This window comes from Pseudarthrobacter sp. MDT3-1 (assembly GCF_054510755.1).
Genome location: NZ_JBTNDX010000013.1, coordinates 40144 through 56427, shown reverse-complemented (window position 1 = coordinate 56427; position 16284 = coordinate 40144). Strand labels below are relative to the sequence as shown.

General features: G+C 65.9%; 13 protein-coding genes. 6 read left to right on the top strand and 7 right to left on the bottom strand.

All coding sequences use genetic code 11. The features are described 5' to 3' along the window. Positions 1-12: 12 nt before the first annotated feature. The 4 genes from ACX80X_RS11950 to purB all read right to left on the bottom strand — a co-directional run bounded on the left by ACX80X_RS11950 (position 13) and on the right by purB (position 7181). The gene (locus tag ACX80X_RS11950) at positions 13-3036 is read right to left on the bottom strand and encodes an NAD-glutamate dehydrogenase domain-containing protein (protein WP_374209930.1); all 3024 of its coding nucleotides are present in this window, start codon (positions 3034-3036) and stop codon (positions 13-15) included. Further along, positions 2985-4790, bottom strand: coding sequence for a hypothetical protein (locus ACX80X_RS11945; RefSeq protein WP_374209931.1), 1806 nt, complete (start codon positions 4788-4790; stop codon positions 2985-2987). Before ACX80X_RS11945 ends, ACX80X_RS11950 begins: the two co-directional genes overlap by 52 nt. 115 nt (positions 4791-4905) lie before the next feature. Beyond that, a complete protein-coding gene (locus ACX80X_RS11940; protein ID WP_252611509.1) occupies positions 4906-5577 on the bottom strand; it encodes a histidine phosphatase family protein in 672 nt (223 codons plus the stop codon). Positions 5578-5738: 161 nt separating this feature from the next. Further along, positions 5739-7181, bottom strand: a complete 1443-nt coding sequence (purB, locus tag ACX80X_RS11935; RefSeq protein WP_058930721.1) for an adenylosuccinate lyase — start codon at positions 7179-7181, stop codon at positions 5739-5741. Positions 7182-7740: 559 nt separating this feature from the next. Here purB and ACX80X_RS11930 point away from each other — a divergent pair. Further along, on the top strand, positions 7741-9189 hold the full coding sequence (locus tag ACX80X_RS11930; RefSeq protein WP_252614521.1) for a hypothetical protein: 1449 nt from the start codon (positions 7741-7743) through the stop codon (positions 9187-9189). 44 nt (positions 9190-9233) lie between these two features. Here the strand turns inward: ACX80X_RS11930 and ACX80X_RS11925 are convergent, their stop codons facing one another. Continuing rightward, positions 9234-9662, bottom strand: a complete 429-nt coding sequence (locus ACX80X_RS11925; RefSeq protein ID WP_252599645.1) for a phage holin family protein — start codon at positions 9660-9662, stop codon at positions 9234-9236. An 82-nt stretch (positions 9663-9744) separates the two neighbouring features. On the opposite strand from ACX80X_RS11925, the gene ACX80X_RS11920 reads away from it, so the two are divergent. From ACX80X_RS11920 to ACX80X_RS11900, 5 genes are all read left to right on the top strand, one after another. After that, positions 9745-10863: a histidinol-phosphate transaminase gene (locus ACX80X_RS11920; protein WP_252614522.1), complete on the top strand. Its 1119-nt coding sequence runs from the start codon at positions 9745-9747 to the stop codon at positions 10861-10863. A gap of 149 nt (positions 10864-11012) precedes the next feature. Then, the gene (locus ACX80X_RS11915) at positions 11013-12293 is read left to right on the top strand and encodes a thiamine pyrophosphate-dependent dehydrogenase E1 component subunit alpha (RefSeq protein WP_252614523.1); all 1281 of its coding nucleotides are present in this window, start codon (positions 11013-11015) and stop codon (positions 12291-12293) included. Continuing rightward, positions 12293-13273, top strand: coding sequence for an alpha-ketoacid dehydrogenase subunit beta (locus ACX80X_RS11910; RefSeq protein WP_252599642.1), 981 nt, complete (start codon positions 12293-12295; stop codon positions 13271-13273). The genes ACX80X_RS11915 and ACX80X_RS11910 overlap by 1 nt, the downstream gene beginning before the upstream one ends. Positions 13274-13331: 58 nt before the next feature. Next, positions 13332-14798: a dihydrolipoamide acetyltransferase family protein gene (locus ACX80X_RS11905; RefSeq protein WP_252614524.1), complete on the top strand. Its 1467-nt coding sequence runs from the start codon at positions 13332-13334 to the stop codon at positions 14796-14798. Positions 14799-14825: 27 nt separating this feature from the next. Beyond that, complete coding sequence (locus ACX80X_RS11900; RefSeq protein ID WP_374209932.1) at positions 14826-15434, top strand: phosphatase PAP2 family protein; 609 nt, start codon at positions 14826-14828, stop codon at positions 15432-15434. A gap of 13 nt (positions 15435-15447) precedes the next feature. On the opposite strand, the gene ACX80X_RS11895 is transcribed toward ACX80X_RS11900, so the two are convergent. Both ACX80X_RS11895 and ACX80X_RS11890 read right to left on the bottom strand, forming a co-directional pair. Next, positions 15448-15795 (bottom strand): hypothetical protein, encoded by a 348-nt coding sequence (locus ACX80X_RS11895; RefSeq protein ID WP_252614525.1) that lies wholly within the window; start codon positions 15793-15795, stop codon positions 15448-15450. 15 nt (positions 15796-15810) lie between these two features. Then, complete coding sequence (locus ACX80X_RS11890) at positions 15811-16239, bottom strand: universal stress protein (RefSeq protein ID WP_248763517.1); 429 nt, start codon at positions 16237-16239, stop codon at positions 15811-15813. Positions 16240-16284: the final 45 nt, after the last annotated feature.

Sequence of the window (16284 nt, the reverse complement as noted above, 5' to 3'; positions counted from 1 at the left end):
GGAGAACACGGGCTACCGGCGGACCAGGGTTCGCAGCAGCTTCAGGGCGACGGAGATCGAGGCGATGTCCACGTCCCCTGGTTTGGTCACTTCAGCAAACGTGTCCTTGATCCGGGCCAGCTGCTCCTGGTACCCGCGCTCCCAGGCCACGATCCGTTCCATGGCATCGACTCCTGGAGCTTGTGGCGGAGTGGACTTCATGACGGACGTGGTCATGTCGGCGGCGGCCGAATAGGCATCGTCGCGCAGCGCCGCCCGGGCAAGGGCTTCCCAGCGGTTCGCCCTGGGGAGGTCCGTTATGCGAAGCAACAACCTGACCACGCCAATGCGCTCGAAGATTGCGTAGTGGACGTCGATGATCGCGGTGACGGGCTCCCGGACTTGTTCCGAGATGAGCGAGATGTCCAGGAGACCGAAGCTTTCCAGCAAATCAGACGCCCGCTTGCCGAGCTCGGCGGGCAGACCGACGCTGTCCCAGTGCGCCAGGCGGTCCTCCATAAGGTCAAGATCGGCCCCGCGCAAGTAGTGCGAGGTCTTGGTTCGCAGGATGTCGAGCGTCGGCTTGATCCGGGCCAGGGCTTCGGAGATCGGCTGGTCCCTGTGGTCATGGGTCACATACCAGCGGGTGGCGCGGTCCAAAAGCCTGCGCATGTGCAGGGCCACCCCGCCGCTTTCCTTGCTGGGGAATTCCGGGGGGAGTGCGGCCAGGGCCGCGACTATCGAATCCAGATCGTAAGCCTCCCGCAGGACCACGAAGGCCCTGGCAACGGCGGCGGCGCTGGCCGTGGTTTCCTCGATGGCGCGGAACGCGAAAGTAATTCCGCCGATATTGACGATGTCGTTGGCCATGACGGTTCCCACGATCTCACGGCGCAGCGGATGCCTGTCCAGTTCGGCGCCGAAGCGTTCCACGATCTGGCGGGGGAAATAGCTGCGCAGGGCCTGGTGGAACCAGGGGTCGTCGGCGAGGTCGCTGGCATTCAGTTCCCGGGCCAGTTCGATCTTGGCGTAGGCGGCCAGCACGGACAGTTCGGGGGAGGTCAGTCCTTCCCCGTGCTCCAGGCGGGCATGCAGGGCCGCCGTGCTCGGCAACCCTTCAAGGTTCCGGTCCAGGTCGGCCGTGGTTTCCAGCCAGTCCATGGTCCGCTCGAACCCGGGGCTCCAGTTCAGCACGAGCTGCCGCTCGGCCACGAGGAGCGCGTTTTGCTCGGTGTTGTCCTTCAGGACGAGCCTGGCCACCTCATCGGTGAGCGAATGCAGGAACCCGGTCCGCTCCTCCCGCCGCATCAGTCCTGCCGCGATCATCGCATCGACGAAGATCTTGATGTTGACCTCGTGGTCGGAACAGTCGACGCCGGCCGAGTTGTCGATCGCGTCGGTGTTCAGGAGGATTCCGTGCAGCGCGGCTTCGATCCGGCCCCGCTGGGTGACGCCAAGGGTTCCGCCTTCGGCGATGACCCGGGCCCGCAGTTCGTGTCCATTGATGCGGATGGCGTCGTTGGCCTTGTCTCCCGCCTCGGCCTGGGTTTCGCTGGAGGCCTTGATGTACGTGCCGATGCCGCCGTTGTACATCAGATCCACCGGGGCGCGAAGGATGGCCTGGAGGAGTTCCTGCGGCGCCATGCTGCTCCGGCCACTTTCGAGGCCCAGCGCGATCCGGACCGGATCGCTGATTAGGACGGTCTTTGCGGACCGGGCGTAGACGCCGCCGCCCGCGCTGATGGCCCGGGCGTCATAGTCGGCCCAGGAGGACCGAGGCAGCCCGAAAAGTCGCCGGCGTTCTGCATAGGAGGTGTCCGGATCGGGGTTTGGGTCCAGGAAGATGTGCCGGTGGTCGAAGGCCGCCACTAGCACGATATGGCGGGAGAGCAGCATCCCGTAGCCGAAGACGTCGCCGCTCATGTCGCCAATGCCCGCGACCGTGAAATTCTCCTGCTGCGTGTCCAGGCCCAGCTCGCTGAAGTGCTGCTTCACCGACGCCCACACGCCGCGGGCCGTGATGCCCATTTCCTTGTGGTCGTAGCCTACGGACCCGCCGGAGGCGAAGACGTCGTCGAGCCAGAAGCCGTACGCGTGGGCCACCTCGTTGGCGGTGTCCGAAAAAGCAGCCGTCCCCTTGTCTGCGGCCACCACCAGGTAGTAATCGTCGCCGTCGTGCCGGACCACATTCTTGGGGGCTACCACCGAGCCGCCGTTTCCGGAACCAAGCAGGTTGTCCGTGAGATCGAGCATTCCCCTGATGAAGATCCGGTAGCTCTCCTGCCCCTCGGCCATCCATGCGGCCCGGTCCATCGCAGGATCCGGAAGCCGTTTGGCGTAGAAGCCGCCCTTGGCCCCGGTGGGCACAATGACCGAGTTCTTGACGTTCTGGGCCTTGACCAGCCCCAGGACTTCGCTGCGGTTCGACCAGCGCAGGCCCCCGCGGGCCAGCATGCCGAACCGCAGGTGAACCCCTTCCACGCGCGGCGAGTACACCCAGATCTCGAACTTGGGCCTCGGAAACGGTGCGTTGGGGATGGCGCCCGGGCTGAGCTTGAAGCTCACATGGGGCCGGTCCAGGAAGTAGTTGGTTCTGAGTGTGGCCTCGATCAGGTTCATGAACGTGCGGAGCAGCCGGTCGGCGTCGAGGCTGGGGATTTCCTCGATCGCGGCCATCAGTTCCTTCCTGGCGGCGGCCGTTTCGCGGAGGCGCCGGGTCCAGTCAATGCCGGGAACGAATTTGGCGTGGAACAGCGCGAGCAGTGCGTGCGTGGCCCGGGTGTTGGACAGCAGGGTGTCCGCCATGAAGCCATAGGAATTCAGGGTGCCCAGCTGCTGCAGGTATTTGGCGTAGCTGCGGAGGACCACGGCCTGGCGCCAGCTGACCCCCTCCCTGATCACCAGGGCGTCGAAGCCGTCCGACTCGATGTCTCCTCGCATGGCCGCGCAGAACGAATCCGCCAGCAGCATGCTGGTTTCCAGGGGATCGATGCCGGGCGGGTACTTCAGCCCGAGGTCGTAGAGGAAGAGGTCCTGGGCGCTGAGGTAGAGGCGCATCCGCGCGTCCTCTGCCGGCGGCCGCGTGGCTTCCGGCCGGACATAGACAGCCAACAGAGGGTCGTCCAGCGCCCGCCCGTCCCGTCAAGGTCGAATTCCTCGAAGGCGGCGATGTCGCGGACCGCGTCCTCGGCGTCGTGGTCCGCACGGTAGCCGGGCGGAAACGAGCCTTGCCACAGTGTCGAGAGCCGCGCCGCCTCCTCTGCGGTGAATTGGTCACGGAGGGACTCGTCCAGGCCCTCCGTCCACGAGCGGCTTGCCGCCACTACACGCCGCTCCAGCTCCAGGGGGTCGACGTCGGGCGCTGGCGTCCCGGGGCCCAGCAGGATCCGGAAGAACACCCGGGCCATGGGGGAGTCGCCCAGCCGGACCTCGAACTCGATGGACGGGGATTTGAAGGCGTGCCTGAGTTCCTGCTCGATCCTGAGCCGGACCGCCGTGTTGTAGCGGCGCCGGGGAAGGAAAACCAGGGCGGACATGAAGCGGCCGATGCTGTCCGGCCGCAGGAAAAGCCGCGTTTGGCGGCGCTGCTGCAGGCGCAGGATCTCCGTGGCCAGCTGGGCCAGATCGTGCTGTTCCATATGGAACAGCTCGTCGAGTGGAAACGACTCCAGCACCGCCAGCAGTTCCTTGCCCTGGTGCGAGGCAGTCTTGAAACCAAGGTGTTCCTGCACGGCCAGGACCTTGTCCCGGACCACCGGAATGCGGCGTACGGACTGGCCTGTGGCGCCCGGGGCGAGCAGGCCCACAAAGCGCCGCTCTCCGGCCGCGGCTCCGCCATCGTCGAAGATCCGAAGACGGATCTCGTCCAGGTAGGCGGGCCGGGGGACCGAGGAACGCAGATCCGAGGTGGCGAGCGTGAGTGCCCGCGGGCTGTGGGGGCTTGCCTCCCCGGACTCCTCTGTGTGAGGTGCGCCGGAGGCGGGACCAGTCCCGCCTTCCGGACGGTCCTCCCGGAGCAGCCCCAGCCCCGCGCCCGCCCGCACGCGCAGGGCATCCCGGCCGCCCGCCGTCGTGCGCTCATATTCGCTGTACCCGAGGAACACGAAGTTGCCGTTGTCCAGCCAGAGCAGCAGTTCCCGGAGCTGATCCGGGGCCGGGACCGTGGCGCTGGGGAATCCGTCAACGGAGCCGACGGCGGCTGTCACCTGGGCATGGATGGTTGGGAGGTCTTCGGCGACTGCCTGAACATCGGCCAGCACCCCGTGGAGGTTCGCGATGACTTCCTCGGCGCCCGAGTCCCCAGGCAGCCTGCCGATTTCCACGGCCACCCAAGTCTCTGTGGTCCCGTCCTGGATGCCGTCCAACTCGTCCGGGCGGACGTCCGGGATTTCCGCGTGGCCGGCGTTCGCCGCTGTCAGTCCGGCCCGCGATGGCCCAGGCGCGACGTCCAGCAACGCATGCGTTTCAGGGTCCCGCCACACCCGGAACGTGGGATGCACCAGCAGCCGGATCGACGGACTCTCCCTGGTCAGCTCGGCTGTCACCGAGTGAACCAGATGGGGCATGTCATTGGCGACCACCATCTTGATGCTCGCATCGGTTTCATTCAGGACCCCGACGACGGACTGTCCGGGAGCGCGGATGCCCGCTAATTCCGCGTGGTACCGAGCCCGCCGGCCCAGGGTCTCCGGACTGTAGTCCAGGAGGTCCTCCGCCGCGACGTGCTCGTAGTAGTCCGCGAAGAAGGAATCGTTGGCCTCGAACGGACCGGCAGCCCCTCCCTGGGCAGCCGGTGCGGTTTCGCGTGACATTCCACTGCGCCTCCACGGCAAGGGCTGGCACCACTGGCCGTGGTCCCCTGGGGAAGCCTCATGCCTGACTTCATCATGGACGCCCCGCCACATGGCGTCCAGTGTTTCCCAGCGGCTACGCGGCGCCGCCCGTAGGGTCCTCGGCGGTCGGATCCGCGAGAGCGAGGCCGCCCACCGGGCTCCCGTCCCAGTGGATCAGCTTCCAACCGGCGCCGGGGTCCCCTTCCAGGGCCACGATGCCCGTGTTGGACAGGACGTGGCGGGCCGCGAACTCATGGTCGGCGCCGGCGGCGCGGAGCCCGGTCCAGGTGCGGATGGCCGCGCCGTGACTCACCACGGCCGCGACGGCGGAGCCACCATTGCTGGCCGCGCGCTCGGCAATCCGGTTGATCGCGGTATCGAACCGCTCAAAGAATTCGTGGCCGTCCGGGCCCGCCGGCATCCGGCGCTCCAGGTCACCGGCTGCCCATGCGAACACGGTCCCCATGTAGCGCATGTGCGACTCGTGATCGGTCAGTTTCTCCAGCGCCCCGGCTTCGATCTCGTGCAGCCCATCCAGGACTTCAAGCTCAAGCCCGTGGAGCCGGGACAGCGGGGCGGCCGTGATCTGGGTCCGCAGAAGTGTTGATGCGTACACTGCGCCTATCTGCTCGTTGGCCAGGGACCGTGCCATGGCCTCGGCCTGGCGTTCTCCCAGCTCGGTCAGCCCCGGCCCCGGGTGGGCGGTGTCCAGCTGGCCGAGTACGTTGCCGGGGGTCTGTCCGTGGCGGATGAGGAGCAGCTTCATGACTCCAGTTTCGCATCCGGCGGCGAGATCCGGCGTCTGCCTGCCGGGCCGACGTCGGGCGCGCCCACCGCAACCGGTTTCGGCAAGCTCAACCACCGAAAGGCGCCGGGCCCTCCAAGGACCCGGCGCCGCCGTCGTACTTCTTGTGCCCGCGGGCGTGCTTACTTGAGGTGGTCCACCAGCTGGTCAGCGATGCCCGTGTACTTGCCGGGCGTGAGGGCGAGCAGCCGGGACTCGGCGTCGGGGGAGAGGCCCAGGCTCTGGACAAATTCCTGCATCCGGGCGGCGTCCACACGCTGTCCGCGGGTGAGATCCTTGAGGCGCTCGTACGGGTTTTCCATGCCTTCGACGCCGGCGATCGCTTCGGCACGCATGACCATCTGGATGGCCTCGCCCAGAACTTCCCAGTTGGTGTCCAGGTCCCCGGCGAGCACGTCTTCGGCAACATCGAGGCGGTCAAGGCCCTTGGCCACGTTGGAGATCGCCAGGAGGGAGTGGCCGAACGCCACACCGATGTTGCGCTGGCTGGAGGAGTCGGTGAGGTCGCGCTGCCAGCGGGAGGTCACCAGCGTGGAGCCCAGCACGTCCAGGAGGCCGGAGGAAATTTCCAGGTTCGCTTCGGCGTTCTCGAACCGGATGGGGTTGACCTTGTGCGGCATGGTGGAGGATCCGGTGGCGCCGGCCACGGGGACCTGGGCGAAGTAGCCGATGGAGATGTAGCTCCACATGTCCGTGCAGACGTTGTGCAGGATCCGGTTGAACCGCGCGACGTCGGCGTAGAGCTCGGCCTGCCAGTCGTGGCTTTCGATCTGGGTGGTCAGCGGGTTCCAGGTCAGGCCCAGGCCCTCGACGAAGGACTTGGCCACCTGCTGCCAGTCAGCGCCGGGGACAGAGGCCACGTGGGCTGCATAGGTGCCGGTGGCGCCGTTGATTTTGCCCAGGTATTCGGTCCCCGCGATCCGGTCCAGCTGGCGGGTCAGGCGGTGCGCGATGACGGCCAGTTCCTTGCCCAGGGTGGTGGGCGTGGCCGGCTGGCCGTGCGTGCGGGACAGCATGGGGACTGCGCGGTTGTCCTCGGCCATCTTGCTGATCTGGGCAACGAGGGCGCGTGCGGCGGGCAGCCACACGTCCTCCACAGCACCCTTGACGCCCAGGGCGTAGGAGAGGTTGTTGATGTCCTCGGACGTGCAGCCGAAGTGGACCATGGCGGTCAGGTTCTCGATGCCGATGGCGGGCAGCCGGCGGCCGATGTAGTACTCCACAGCCTTCACGTCATGGACGGTAACGGCTTCGATTTCGGCGAGCTCGGACACCGAGGCGGAGTTGAATTCGGTGACGATCGCGCGGAGCTTTTCCTGCTGTTCCGCGGTGAGCCGGCCTGCGCCGGGAAGGACATTGTTGCTGGTCAGGTGGATGAGCCACTCGACTTCCACGGCCACGCGGTCACGGTTCAGGGCTGCCTCGGACAGGTAGTCAACGAGGGGCGCAACGGCGGACTGGTAACGGCCGTCCAGCGGACCCAGGGCGATCTGGTCCGGTGACGCGGCGAGGGCCAGGCGTCCGGAGGGCGTGCGGGTATCAGCTGTGGCGGCAGTTTCAGGCATGTGCTGATTCTTTCATGAACTCCTCACTGCCGCTTAAGCGGTCCGTCGCATGTGAACAGCGGCGTGACTTGTCCACATAGCCGACGGCGGTGCTTCCGTCGTGGGGGCGGCGTTCCGTAGCGTCGGGGTTCAGGAGTTGGCCTTGACTGACGAGAAGTTCGGGCGGGTATCCGGGAGGGGGAACGGGCATGGGCAGTGACGCGACGGCAGCCGACATGGCGGCATGCATGTCCCGAGGTTATGAGGTTCAGCAGTTGGCGGCCCGGGTTGACCTTTGCTTGGGGAGGGTGGAAAAGGTCCTCGGCGGCTTTCGCGAGATCCAGCTTTTGGACTGGCAGTCACCTGCCGGGAGGGCGTACAGGAACTCGGTGGCGTTGCAGGAGGTGGCTCTTGGAACGGCCAGGGTACGGCTTGAGGACGCGTTGGCTTCGGTGAGACGCCATGCGCAGGCGGTGGGAATGTCCGCCGGCAACCCGGCGGGGCGGTACTGATGGCCGAGGTGACGCCATCCGGCAGCGGCGGTCCTATCCAGCTGACAGGGCCTGCCGTGGACGGAGGCATGGAAATCAGGGGCGGCGTTAGTGGCATCAGTTTTCAGTTGGAGGAGCTCGTAGGCGGCGCGGACAAGCTCGAGGCTGCTGCGGGGGAGCTGGCTGCCGTGGAAGTGGAGGTTCGCCGCATCTGGGAAGACCTGTGCCCGTACCAGGATGAAGCGCGTCCCACCGGAACGGCGGCCCTGATGGACGTCGGGGAGGCCCAATGGAGCGTCCAGGCGGTTCGGACGGAGCTGCAGGGAATCAGCAGCCAGGTGCGGGACTGCAAAAGAGACTACGAAACGGCGGAAGCGTGGGCGGGATTCTCGCGCGGAATTGGGGGCGGCCTGACGAGCTCCGAAACCCTTGGCCGGCAGGCGGTAGACCTCGGCATGGGTCCGGTTCCCAACAGGGAAGTCACGGAACTCGCCGTGGGACCTCTTGCGATTGCTGCCTTGCTGGCAGTCTCCCCGGAGCGCTTTTGGGTAGCGCTTGCGGCAGACATGGCGGCGGGCAGGCATATTGCGGCGGCGGTACCTTTGCTCGCCGGTGTGTCCGGGCGTTCAAACCGAATCCTTCAGCCGCGTTCGGTCACGTTGGAAAAGAAGGAGACGCTGCCCATTGAATTCGACGGTTCTCCGGCTGCGTTGTTGGAACGGGCACGGATCATCGATGAACGCGGTGAAGGCTACATCGAAGTCGTCGAAGTGGATAACGGGGAACAGAAGGCCTACGTGGTGGTCATTCCCGGAACGCAGGCCGGAGGTGAAATGGGCGGCGTTAATCCCTTCGACGAAGCCGGCATCGTTGAAGGGCTGGGCCACAACTCCGCAGAAATCAACGCGGCGGTGCTACGGGCCCTGCAGGCAGCCGGCGCGGAAAAGGGGGCACCCGTAGTGGCCGTGGGTTACAGCCAAGGTGGAATCCATGCAATGAACCTGGCGGCCAACGATCTATTCCTTAACGAGTACGACATGAAATTTGTCCTCACCGCAGGGTCTCCCGTGGGTGGCATTGTTCCGGACGCCGACGTCACTGCCCTTCACCTGGAGCACCGGCAGGATTGGGTGCCCGGCAGTGACGGCACACCGAACCCGGACGCCCGAAACCGGGTTACGGTGACCCTCAACAGCCCAGTAACCACGCCCGAAGGCGGCGAATTCGGTATCGGGCCGGGCCACAATCTCAACAACTACCAGGGAGCCGCGCGGCTCGTCGCAGCAAGCGACGATCCCTCTCTGATGGCGTCAACCGCGGTTCTTGGCGGCGTCCTGGGGGCAGGCGGCACGGCAACGGCCACCCGCTTCGCGCTGTCCCGTTCGAAGCCTCCCGAGACCGCGCTGGCCCCTGGGGCGGTGCCAACGCCCATGGCGCAGGCGCCACCTCAGCCGCCGCAACCCTCAGCGCAACCGTCTTCACCCCAGCCGGTGCGACGTGATAGTCCGGTGCCGGCGCCGCAGCCGACACAGCGCTAAATGATGCTGCCAGGCAATCCGGCCGAGCAGATCAGGCTCGCCGGTCAGCGCCTACCGGCGCCTGTCAGCCGCCCGGCAACCAGCGAAATGAGGGTGATGATGATGGCCGCGAGGACGGCCGTCCAGAAGAACGAATCGATGGTGAAGTTCACCGGCGTGTAACTGCTGAGCCAGGACGTCAGGTACAGCATGGCGGCGTTGATGACGATAGTGAACAGTCCAAGCGTGAGGATGGTGATGGGCAAGGACAGGAAGCTGACCAGGGGGCGGACAAACGCGTTCACCACGCCGAAGATCAGCCCGATAAACAGGTACGCGAGAACGACGCCGATGGTCTCCGTGCCCTGTGTGACGCCCGTGGTGGCCACCGCCTCGGTAGCGGCGGAAGTTGAGATATCCAGGCCCGGCAGTATCCAGCTGGCAATCCAGAGGGCCAGCCCGTTGATAAGGACTCGAACAATAAAAGAGCGCATAGGCCCATGCTGTCACACTGCCCTGAGCCCCGACTGGGCGCCCACCCGGCCCGTGCCGGTCAGGCGAAGTAGGCTAGTTTGCATGACTTCATCAGAGATCCTGCCTGGCGAAATCCGGCCGCGCCCCGTGGTTAGCCGGCTACCCCGGTACGCTGCAGGAAAGCCTCCCGTCGCCGTGGATGGGCTGGCCAGCTACAAGCTATCCTCGAACGAGAACCCCCTGCCCCCTCTTCCGGCAGTGCTGGAGGCAATTTCCAACCAGACGGACTTCAACCGCTACCCCGATCCCCTCAGCAGCAAGCTTCGTGCGGCGCTCGCCGAATTCCTGGCAGTGCCGGCCGAGGACGTGGTCACCGGCGCCGGAAGCCTCGGCGCCCTCAACCAGCTGCTGTCCACGTTCGCCGGCCAGAACGACGACGGCAAAGCGGACGAGGTGATCTATGCGTGGCGGTCCTTCGAGTCGTATCCCATCAGCGTGGGCCTTGTGGGTGCGGAGAGCGTCCGCATTCCGCTGACGGCCGAGGGACGCCACGACCTGGATGTCATGGCTGCAGCCGTAACGGTCCGCACCAAAGTCATCCTGCTCTGCACCCCGAACAACCCCACCGGCCCCATCCTGACCACTGCCGAAACGGAGCGGTTCATCCAGGCGGTCCCGTCCGACGTCGTGGTGGTGATTGATGAGGCGTACCAGGAGTTCGTCCGCGCCAGCGATGCCGTGGACGGCATCGCGATGTACCGCAAATACCCGAACGTTGTGGTGCTCCGGACGTTCTCCAAGGCACACGGACTGGCGGGCCTGCGCGTGGGCTACAGCGTCTCGAACCCCGCGCTGACCCAGTACTTGCGCGTGGCGGCCACGCCCTTCGCCGTGTCACAGATCGCTGAAAATGCAGCCATTGTGTCGCTGCAGAACTACCCCCTGGTTGTAGAAAGGGTACAAAGCATCGTGGACGAACGAGCCCGCGTAGCCTCCGGACTGCGTGAACTCGGCTGGTTCGTACCCGAGGCGGAGGGCAACTTCGTCTGGTTGAACCTGGGCGAAAACAGCTCGGAATTTGCCGAACTGGCGGGCACCCAGGCGCTTTCGGTGCGAGCCTTCGGCGGCGAAGGCGTGCGGGTCAGCATCGGGGAGGCAGAGGCCAACAGCCGGTTCCTCGATCTCTGTGCAAACTATACAAAGGCGCCACGACGTTCCTAGCGCTTAACATGCATCAGGAGCGGCACCTACTGAAGATAAAGTAAGGACCAGTAAGCCAATATATATGCCAACACGGGAATGCATTCCTCTAGCGGCATATATCCCAGCGACATTGCAATGCATCCGCATGCGGCAAGCAAGGAGACGGTATGGGCGCCACACATCTGCCCTCCACCGAGTTCGATGAGACAGCGGCAGACGACCAACTCGAGGCTGAGGCCGAGGCCCAACTGGGCAGTCCGGCCGAGCCTATGGTGCAGCTGCTGGCGCCTGACGGGACCTTGGGGACGGATCCGGTCTTCTCCGCGTATGCGGATCGGCTGGACGGTGAAAAGCTGCGTGGCTTCTACGCTGACATGGCCAAGATCCGCCGCTTCGATGTGGAGGCAACCGCACTCCAGCGCCAGGGCCAGCTGGCGCTGTGGGTCCCGCTGACCGGCCAGGAGGCCGCGCAGATCGGCTCCGGGCGGGCCAGCCAGCCGCAGGACTACATCTTCCCCACCTACCGCGAGCATGGCGTGGCGCTGACACGCAATGTCGACCTCGCGGAGCTTCTGCGCCAGTTCCGCGGGGTTTCGAACGGCGGCTGGAACCCGAAGGACACCAACTTCCATCTTTACACCCTGGTCCTCGCCGCGCAGACGCCGCATGCCGTCGGCTACGCAATGGGGATCCAGCGGGACCAGAAGGCGGCCGCCGCAGTCGCCGCGGATGGGGCGCAGGACCGGCCGGCCGAGCCCAAGGCCGCGGTGATGGTCTACTTCGGTGACGGGGCCAGTTCCGAGGGCGATGTTCACGAATCCATGGTTTTCGCCGCCTCCTACAACGCGCCGGTGGTGTTCTTCTGCCAGAACAACCACTGGGCCATCTCCGTTCCCAGCTCGGTGCAGACCCGCATTCCGCTGTCCAACCGTGCCAAGGGTTACGGTTTCCCGGGAATCCGGGTGGACGGCAACGATGCGATCGCCGTCCACGCCGTGACCGAGTGGGCGCTCGAACATGCCCGCGAGGGCAAGGGGCCGGTGCTGATCGAGGCGTTCACTTACCGCGTCGGTGCGCACACCACGGCTGATGACCCCACGAAGTACCGGGAATCCGCCGAGGAAGCCCTGTGGCGGGCCAAGGATCCGCTTGACCGTCTGGAAAAGTACCTCCGTGCCCAGGGGCTGGCCGATGACGCGTTCTTTGACCACGTCAAGGCTGACGGCGACGAACTCGCCGCCTACGTCCGCAAGACCACCTACGACCTCGAGACCCCGGACATCCGGACCGCCTTCGCCAACACCTATGTCGAGGCCCACCCCCTGGTGGCCGAGGAATTGGCCTGGTTTGAGGAATACAGTGCAGGTTTCGCCGAAACGCCGGAGCACAACAGCGCTGAACCTGGCAGCCCGGACCCGGATGATGCAGCGACAGGAGTGGCCCGCTGATGACCACCATGACCATAGCCAAGGCCATTAACGAGGGCCTGCGCGCAACTCTGGACAACAACCCGCGGACCCTGCTTATGGGCGAGGACATCGGGGCCCTGGGCGGCGTCTACCGCGTCACTGACGGCCTCCTCGCGGAGTTCGGCGCGGACCGCGTGGTGGACACGCCACTCGCGGAGTCCGGCATCATCGGCACGGCCATCGGCCTGGCCCTGCGCGGCTACCTGCCCGTCTGCGAGATCCAGTTCGACGGGTTTGTGTTCCCCGGTTTCAACCAGATCACCACCCAGCTGGCCAAGATGCACGCCCGCAGCAACGGCAACCTCACCGTTCCCGTCGTTGTGCGGATCCCTTACGGCGGCGGTATCGGCTCCATTGAGCACCATTCGGAATCACCGGAGGCGCTGTTCGCCCACACCGCAGGCCTGCGCATCATCACACCGTCCAACGCCCACGACGCGTACTGGATGACCCGGCAGGCCGTGGAGTGCCAGGACCCCGTGATCGTCTTCGAACCGAAGCGTCGCTACTGGCTCAAGGGCGAGGTCGACACCCAGAACCCCGGCGCGTCGGCCGACCCCTTCAAGGCACACGTGCTCCGCGAGGGCACGGACGCCACCGTGGTGGCCTACGGACCGCTCGTGCCGGTCGCCCTCGCCGCTGCCGACGCCGCTGCCGAGGATGGCCACAGCATCGAGGTCATCGACCTGCGCTCCATTTCGCCGATCGACTTCGACACCGTCACGGCGTCCGCCAAGAAGACAGGCCGGCTCGTGGTGGCGCATGAGGCACCGACCTTCGGCGGCATCGGCGGCGAGATTGCTGCCCGGATCAGCGAACGTGCATTCCTCTCACTGGAGGCTCCCGTGATCCGTGTGGGCGGCTTCCACATGCCGTACCCGGTGGCCAAGGTCGAGGAAGACTACCTCCCCGACATCGACCGGATCCTCGAGGCGCTGGACCGCGCCCTGGCCTACTAGGCGCAGGCACCTTTCCCGCTCACGCTTCCCGCTCACGCTTGCCGCGAAAGAGGACATCATGACTCTGAACAAGTTCAACCTGCCCGACGTTGGCGAAGGCCTTACCGAGGCGGAAATCGTCGCCTGGAAGGTCAAGCCAGGGGACACAGTTGCCATCAACGACGTCCTTTGCGAGATCGAGACCGCCAAGTCGCTCGTTGAGCTGCCGTCCCCTTTCGCCGGCACCGTCACCGAACTGCTGGTCCCCGAGGGCGTGACCATCGACGTCGGAACCGCCATCATCAGCGTCTCTGACGCCGTCTCCGGTGACCCGACGCCGGCCGATGTCCCGGCCCCTGAAACTCCCGTCCAGCCCCTCTATGGCAAGCTTCCCGCGGACGACGGCGGCACTTCAGGCAGTGCCCTGGCCGGCGGTCCGCTGGTGGGATCGGGCCCCAAGGCCGACGCCGTCAAGCGCCGTCCCCGGAAGGCGGCACCCGCCGCCCCGGCCGGGTCAGCCCCGGTCCCGGCGATTTCGACAAGCTCAGTCACCGAAAACCCGGCGGTCAGACCTGTCGAGACCCAGGCAATCACCGAAGCCGTCGATAACCGGCCCACTCTCGGCGGAACGATCACAGGGCTCGTGAACCGCGTCCTGGCCAAGCCGCCCGTCCGCAAGATCGCCCGGGATCTGGGGATCGATCTCGCCGATGTGGTGGCCACCGGCTCCCGCGGCGAAGTCACGCGCGAGGACCTGGTCAGCTACCAGTCCCAGCGCGATGCAGAGCTGGACCAGGCCGAGGGCTTCTGGGGCAAGGCAGGCAAGCCCCAGGACCAGCGGATTGAACGGATTCCGGTCAAGGGCGTCCGCAAGGCGACGGCCAAGGCGATGGTGGAGTCGGCTTTCTCCGCGCCGCACGTGAGCATCTTTGTTGATGTTGATGCCAGCCGCACCATGGAATTCGTCAAGCGGCTGAAGGCTTCACGCGACTTTGAGGGAATCAAGGTCTCCCCGCTGCTGATCCTGGCCAAGGCCGTCATTTGGGCCGCCGCCCGGAACCCCAGCGTCAACGCCACCTGGGTGGACAACGTGGACGGGACCGACGCCGCCGAGATCCAGGTCAAGCACTACATGAACCTCGGCATCGCTGCAGCCACCCCGCGCGGGCTGATGGTGCCGAACATCAAGGATGCGCAGGACCTGTCGCTCAAGGAGCTGGCGCTGGCGCTGAACAACTTGGCCACCACGGCCCGGGCGGGCAAGACACAGCCAGCCGAAATGCAGGGCGGAACGCTCACCATCACCAACATCGGTGCGCTTGGCATTGATACCGGAACGCCGATCATCAACCCGGGTGAAGTGGCCATTGTTGCCTTCGGAACCATCAAGCAGAAGCCCTGGGTCCTGGACGGAGAGGTCATCCCGCGCTGGATCACCACCCTCGGCGGCTCCTTTGACCACCGGGTGGTGGACGGGGACCTGTCCGCCCGCTTTATGGCCGACGTCGCCGCGATCCTTGAGGAGCCAGCGCTCCTGCTGGACTAGGTCGCCGGGACTAAGAACATCAACACCGTGAACCAAACCGCCATTCAGTCCAGGAACCGGGCCGCCAGATGGCTGACAGAGGTATTCCAACCACCGGTGGTAGTGACGCTTCAGCTGCTGGTCAGCCCTGTAGTCGAGGCCGGATTCCCAGGCACCATCGGCTATGGAGCCTTGGCCGCGCTGTTTGTGTGCGCACTGCCGCTCGTTGTGCTCCTGGGGCTCGTAAGGCTGGGCAAGGTCACGGACCACCACGTCAGCAACCGTAAACAGCGGGCACCCGTACTGCTCATGGCACTGGCGTCCGTGGCCGCCGGCCTGGTGGTGCTGCAGGCCGCCGGTGCGCCGCGAAGCGTGATGGTCATGGTGGTGGCCATCGTCGGCGGCATCGTTGTGCTGGCCGCCGTGAGCCCCTTCTGGAAGATCAGCGGCCACGCGGCGGCGGTGTCGTCGGCGGCAGTTATTTCCGTTCTGATGCTTGGTCCGGCCTGGCTGCCGTTACTCCTGCTTGTTCCCGCCGTCGGCTGGTCCCGGGTGGTGCTCCGCGCGCACACCCTGGCACAGGTGGTGGCCGGGTCGCTGTTCGGCGGTCTGGTGATGGCCGGCCTGTGGTGGCTTTTGCGCGGGTGGCTCCTCTAGCGGAAGCCTGGCGTCAGTAGCCGTAGGCGGAGTAGGCCGTCATCATCTCGACCATCTCGAGATTACCCGCCATGGCGTCAGCCAAGGCAGGCAATGTGGCGAACATCAGGCCGCCCAGAACCAGGGCAATGCCTGAGAGGGCAGCGAAGAATTTCCAGTCGCCGCGCAGCACGCTCTCCAGGGTCTCCGGCAGGAGCAGCCCCGGCGCGATGAGGTTGGGGGCGCTGTCCACGGAGCCGTCATCCAGCAGCGCAATGACGCGGCCGTTGCCGCGGTCCACCCGCATGGAGCAGATGTGGTTGCCGTGGCGGCCCAGGAGAATGTCGTGGCCTACAAGTTGGCGGCGCTGATGAGTAAGCAAGGGCCCCGTTGGCAGTTAGTCGGCGTCGTAGGTGTTGGCGATATAGACGTCGCAGGTGGCGTTGTGAGCCACGCTGTTGGCCACGCTTCCCAGGACCCGGCCAATGCCGCGCATCCGCCGGTTGCCCACCACGATCATCTTGGCGCCCAGGCGCTCGGCTTCCTTGATGAGCGCTTCGGCAGGCTTGCCGCGGGCTGCCGAGTAGGTCACCTTGATGGAACCGGCCAGGGCCTCGGCCACTGTCTTGGCAACATGCTCGGCACCGTCGGCGTCGGAAACGATCCACTGGTCGCTGCCAGAGCCGAAGACCTCAGTGCGGTCGCTGTCGAAGGCTGAGACGACGTGCAGCGAGGCGCCCACGGCGGCGGCGAGATCCCGGGCCGATTCGGCGGCCTTCTTGGCGGTGCCGCTGCCGTCAACGCCAACAACAATAATTCCGCTCATGCTTTGGACTCCTCTTTCAGTTTCACTCTTGGCCACACTCAGTCC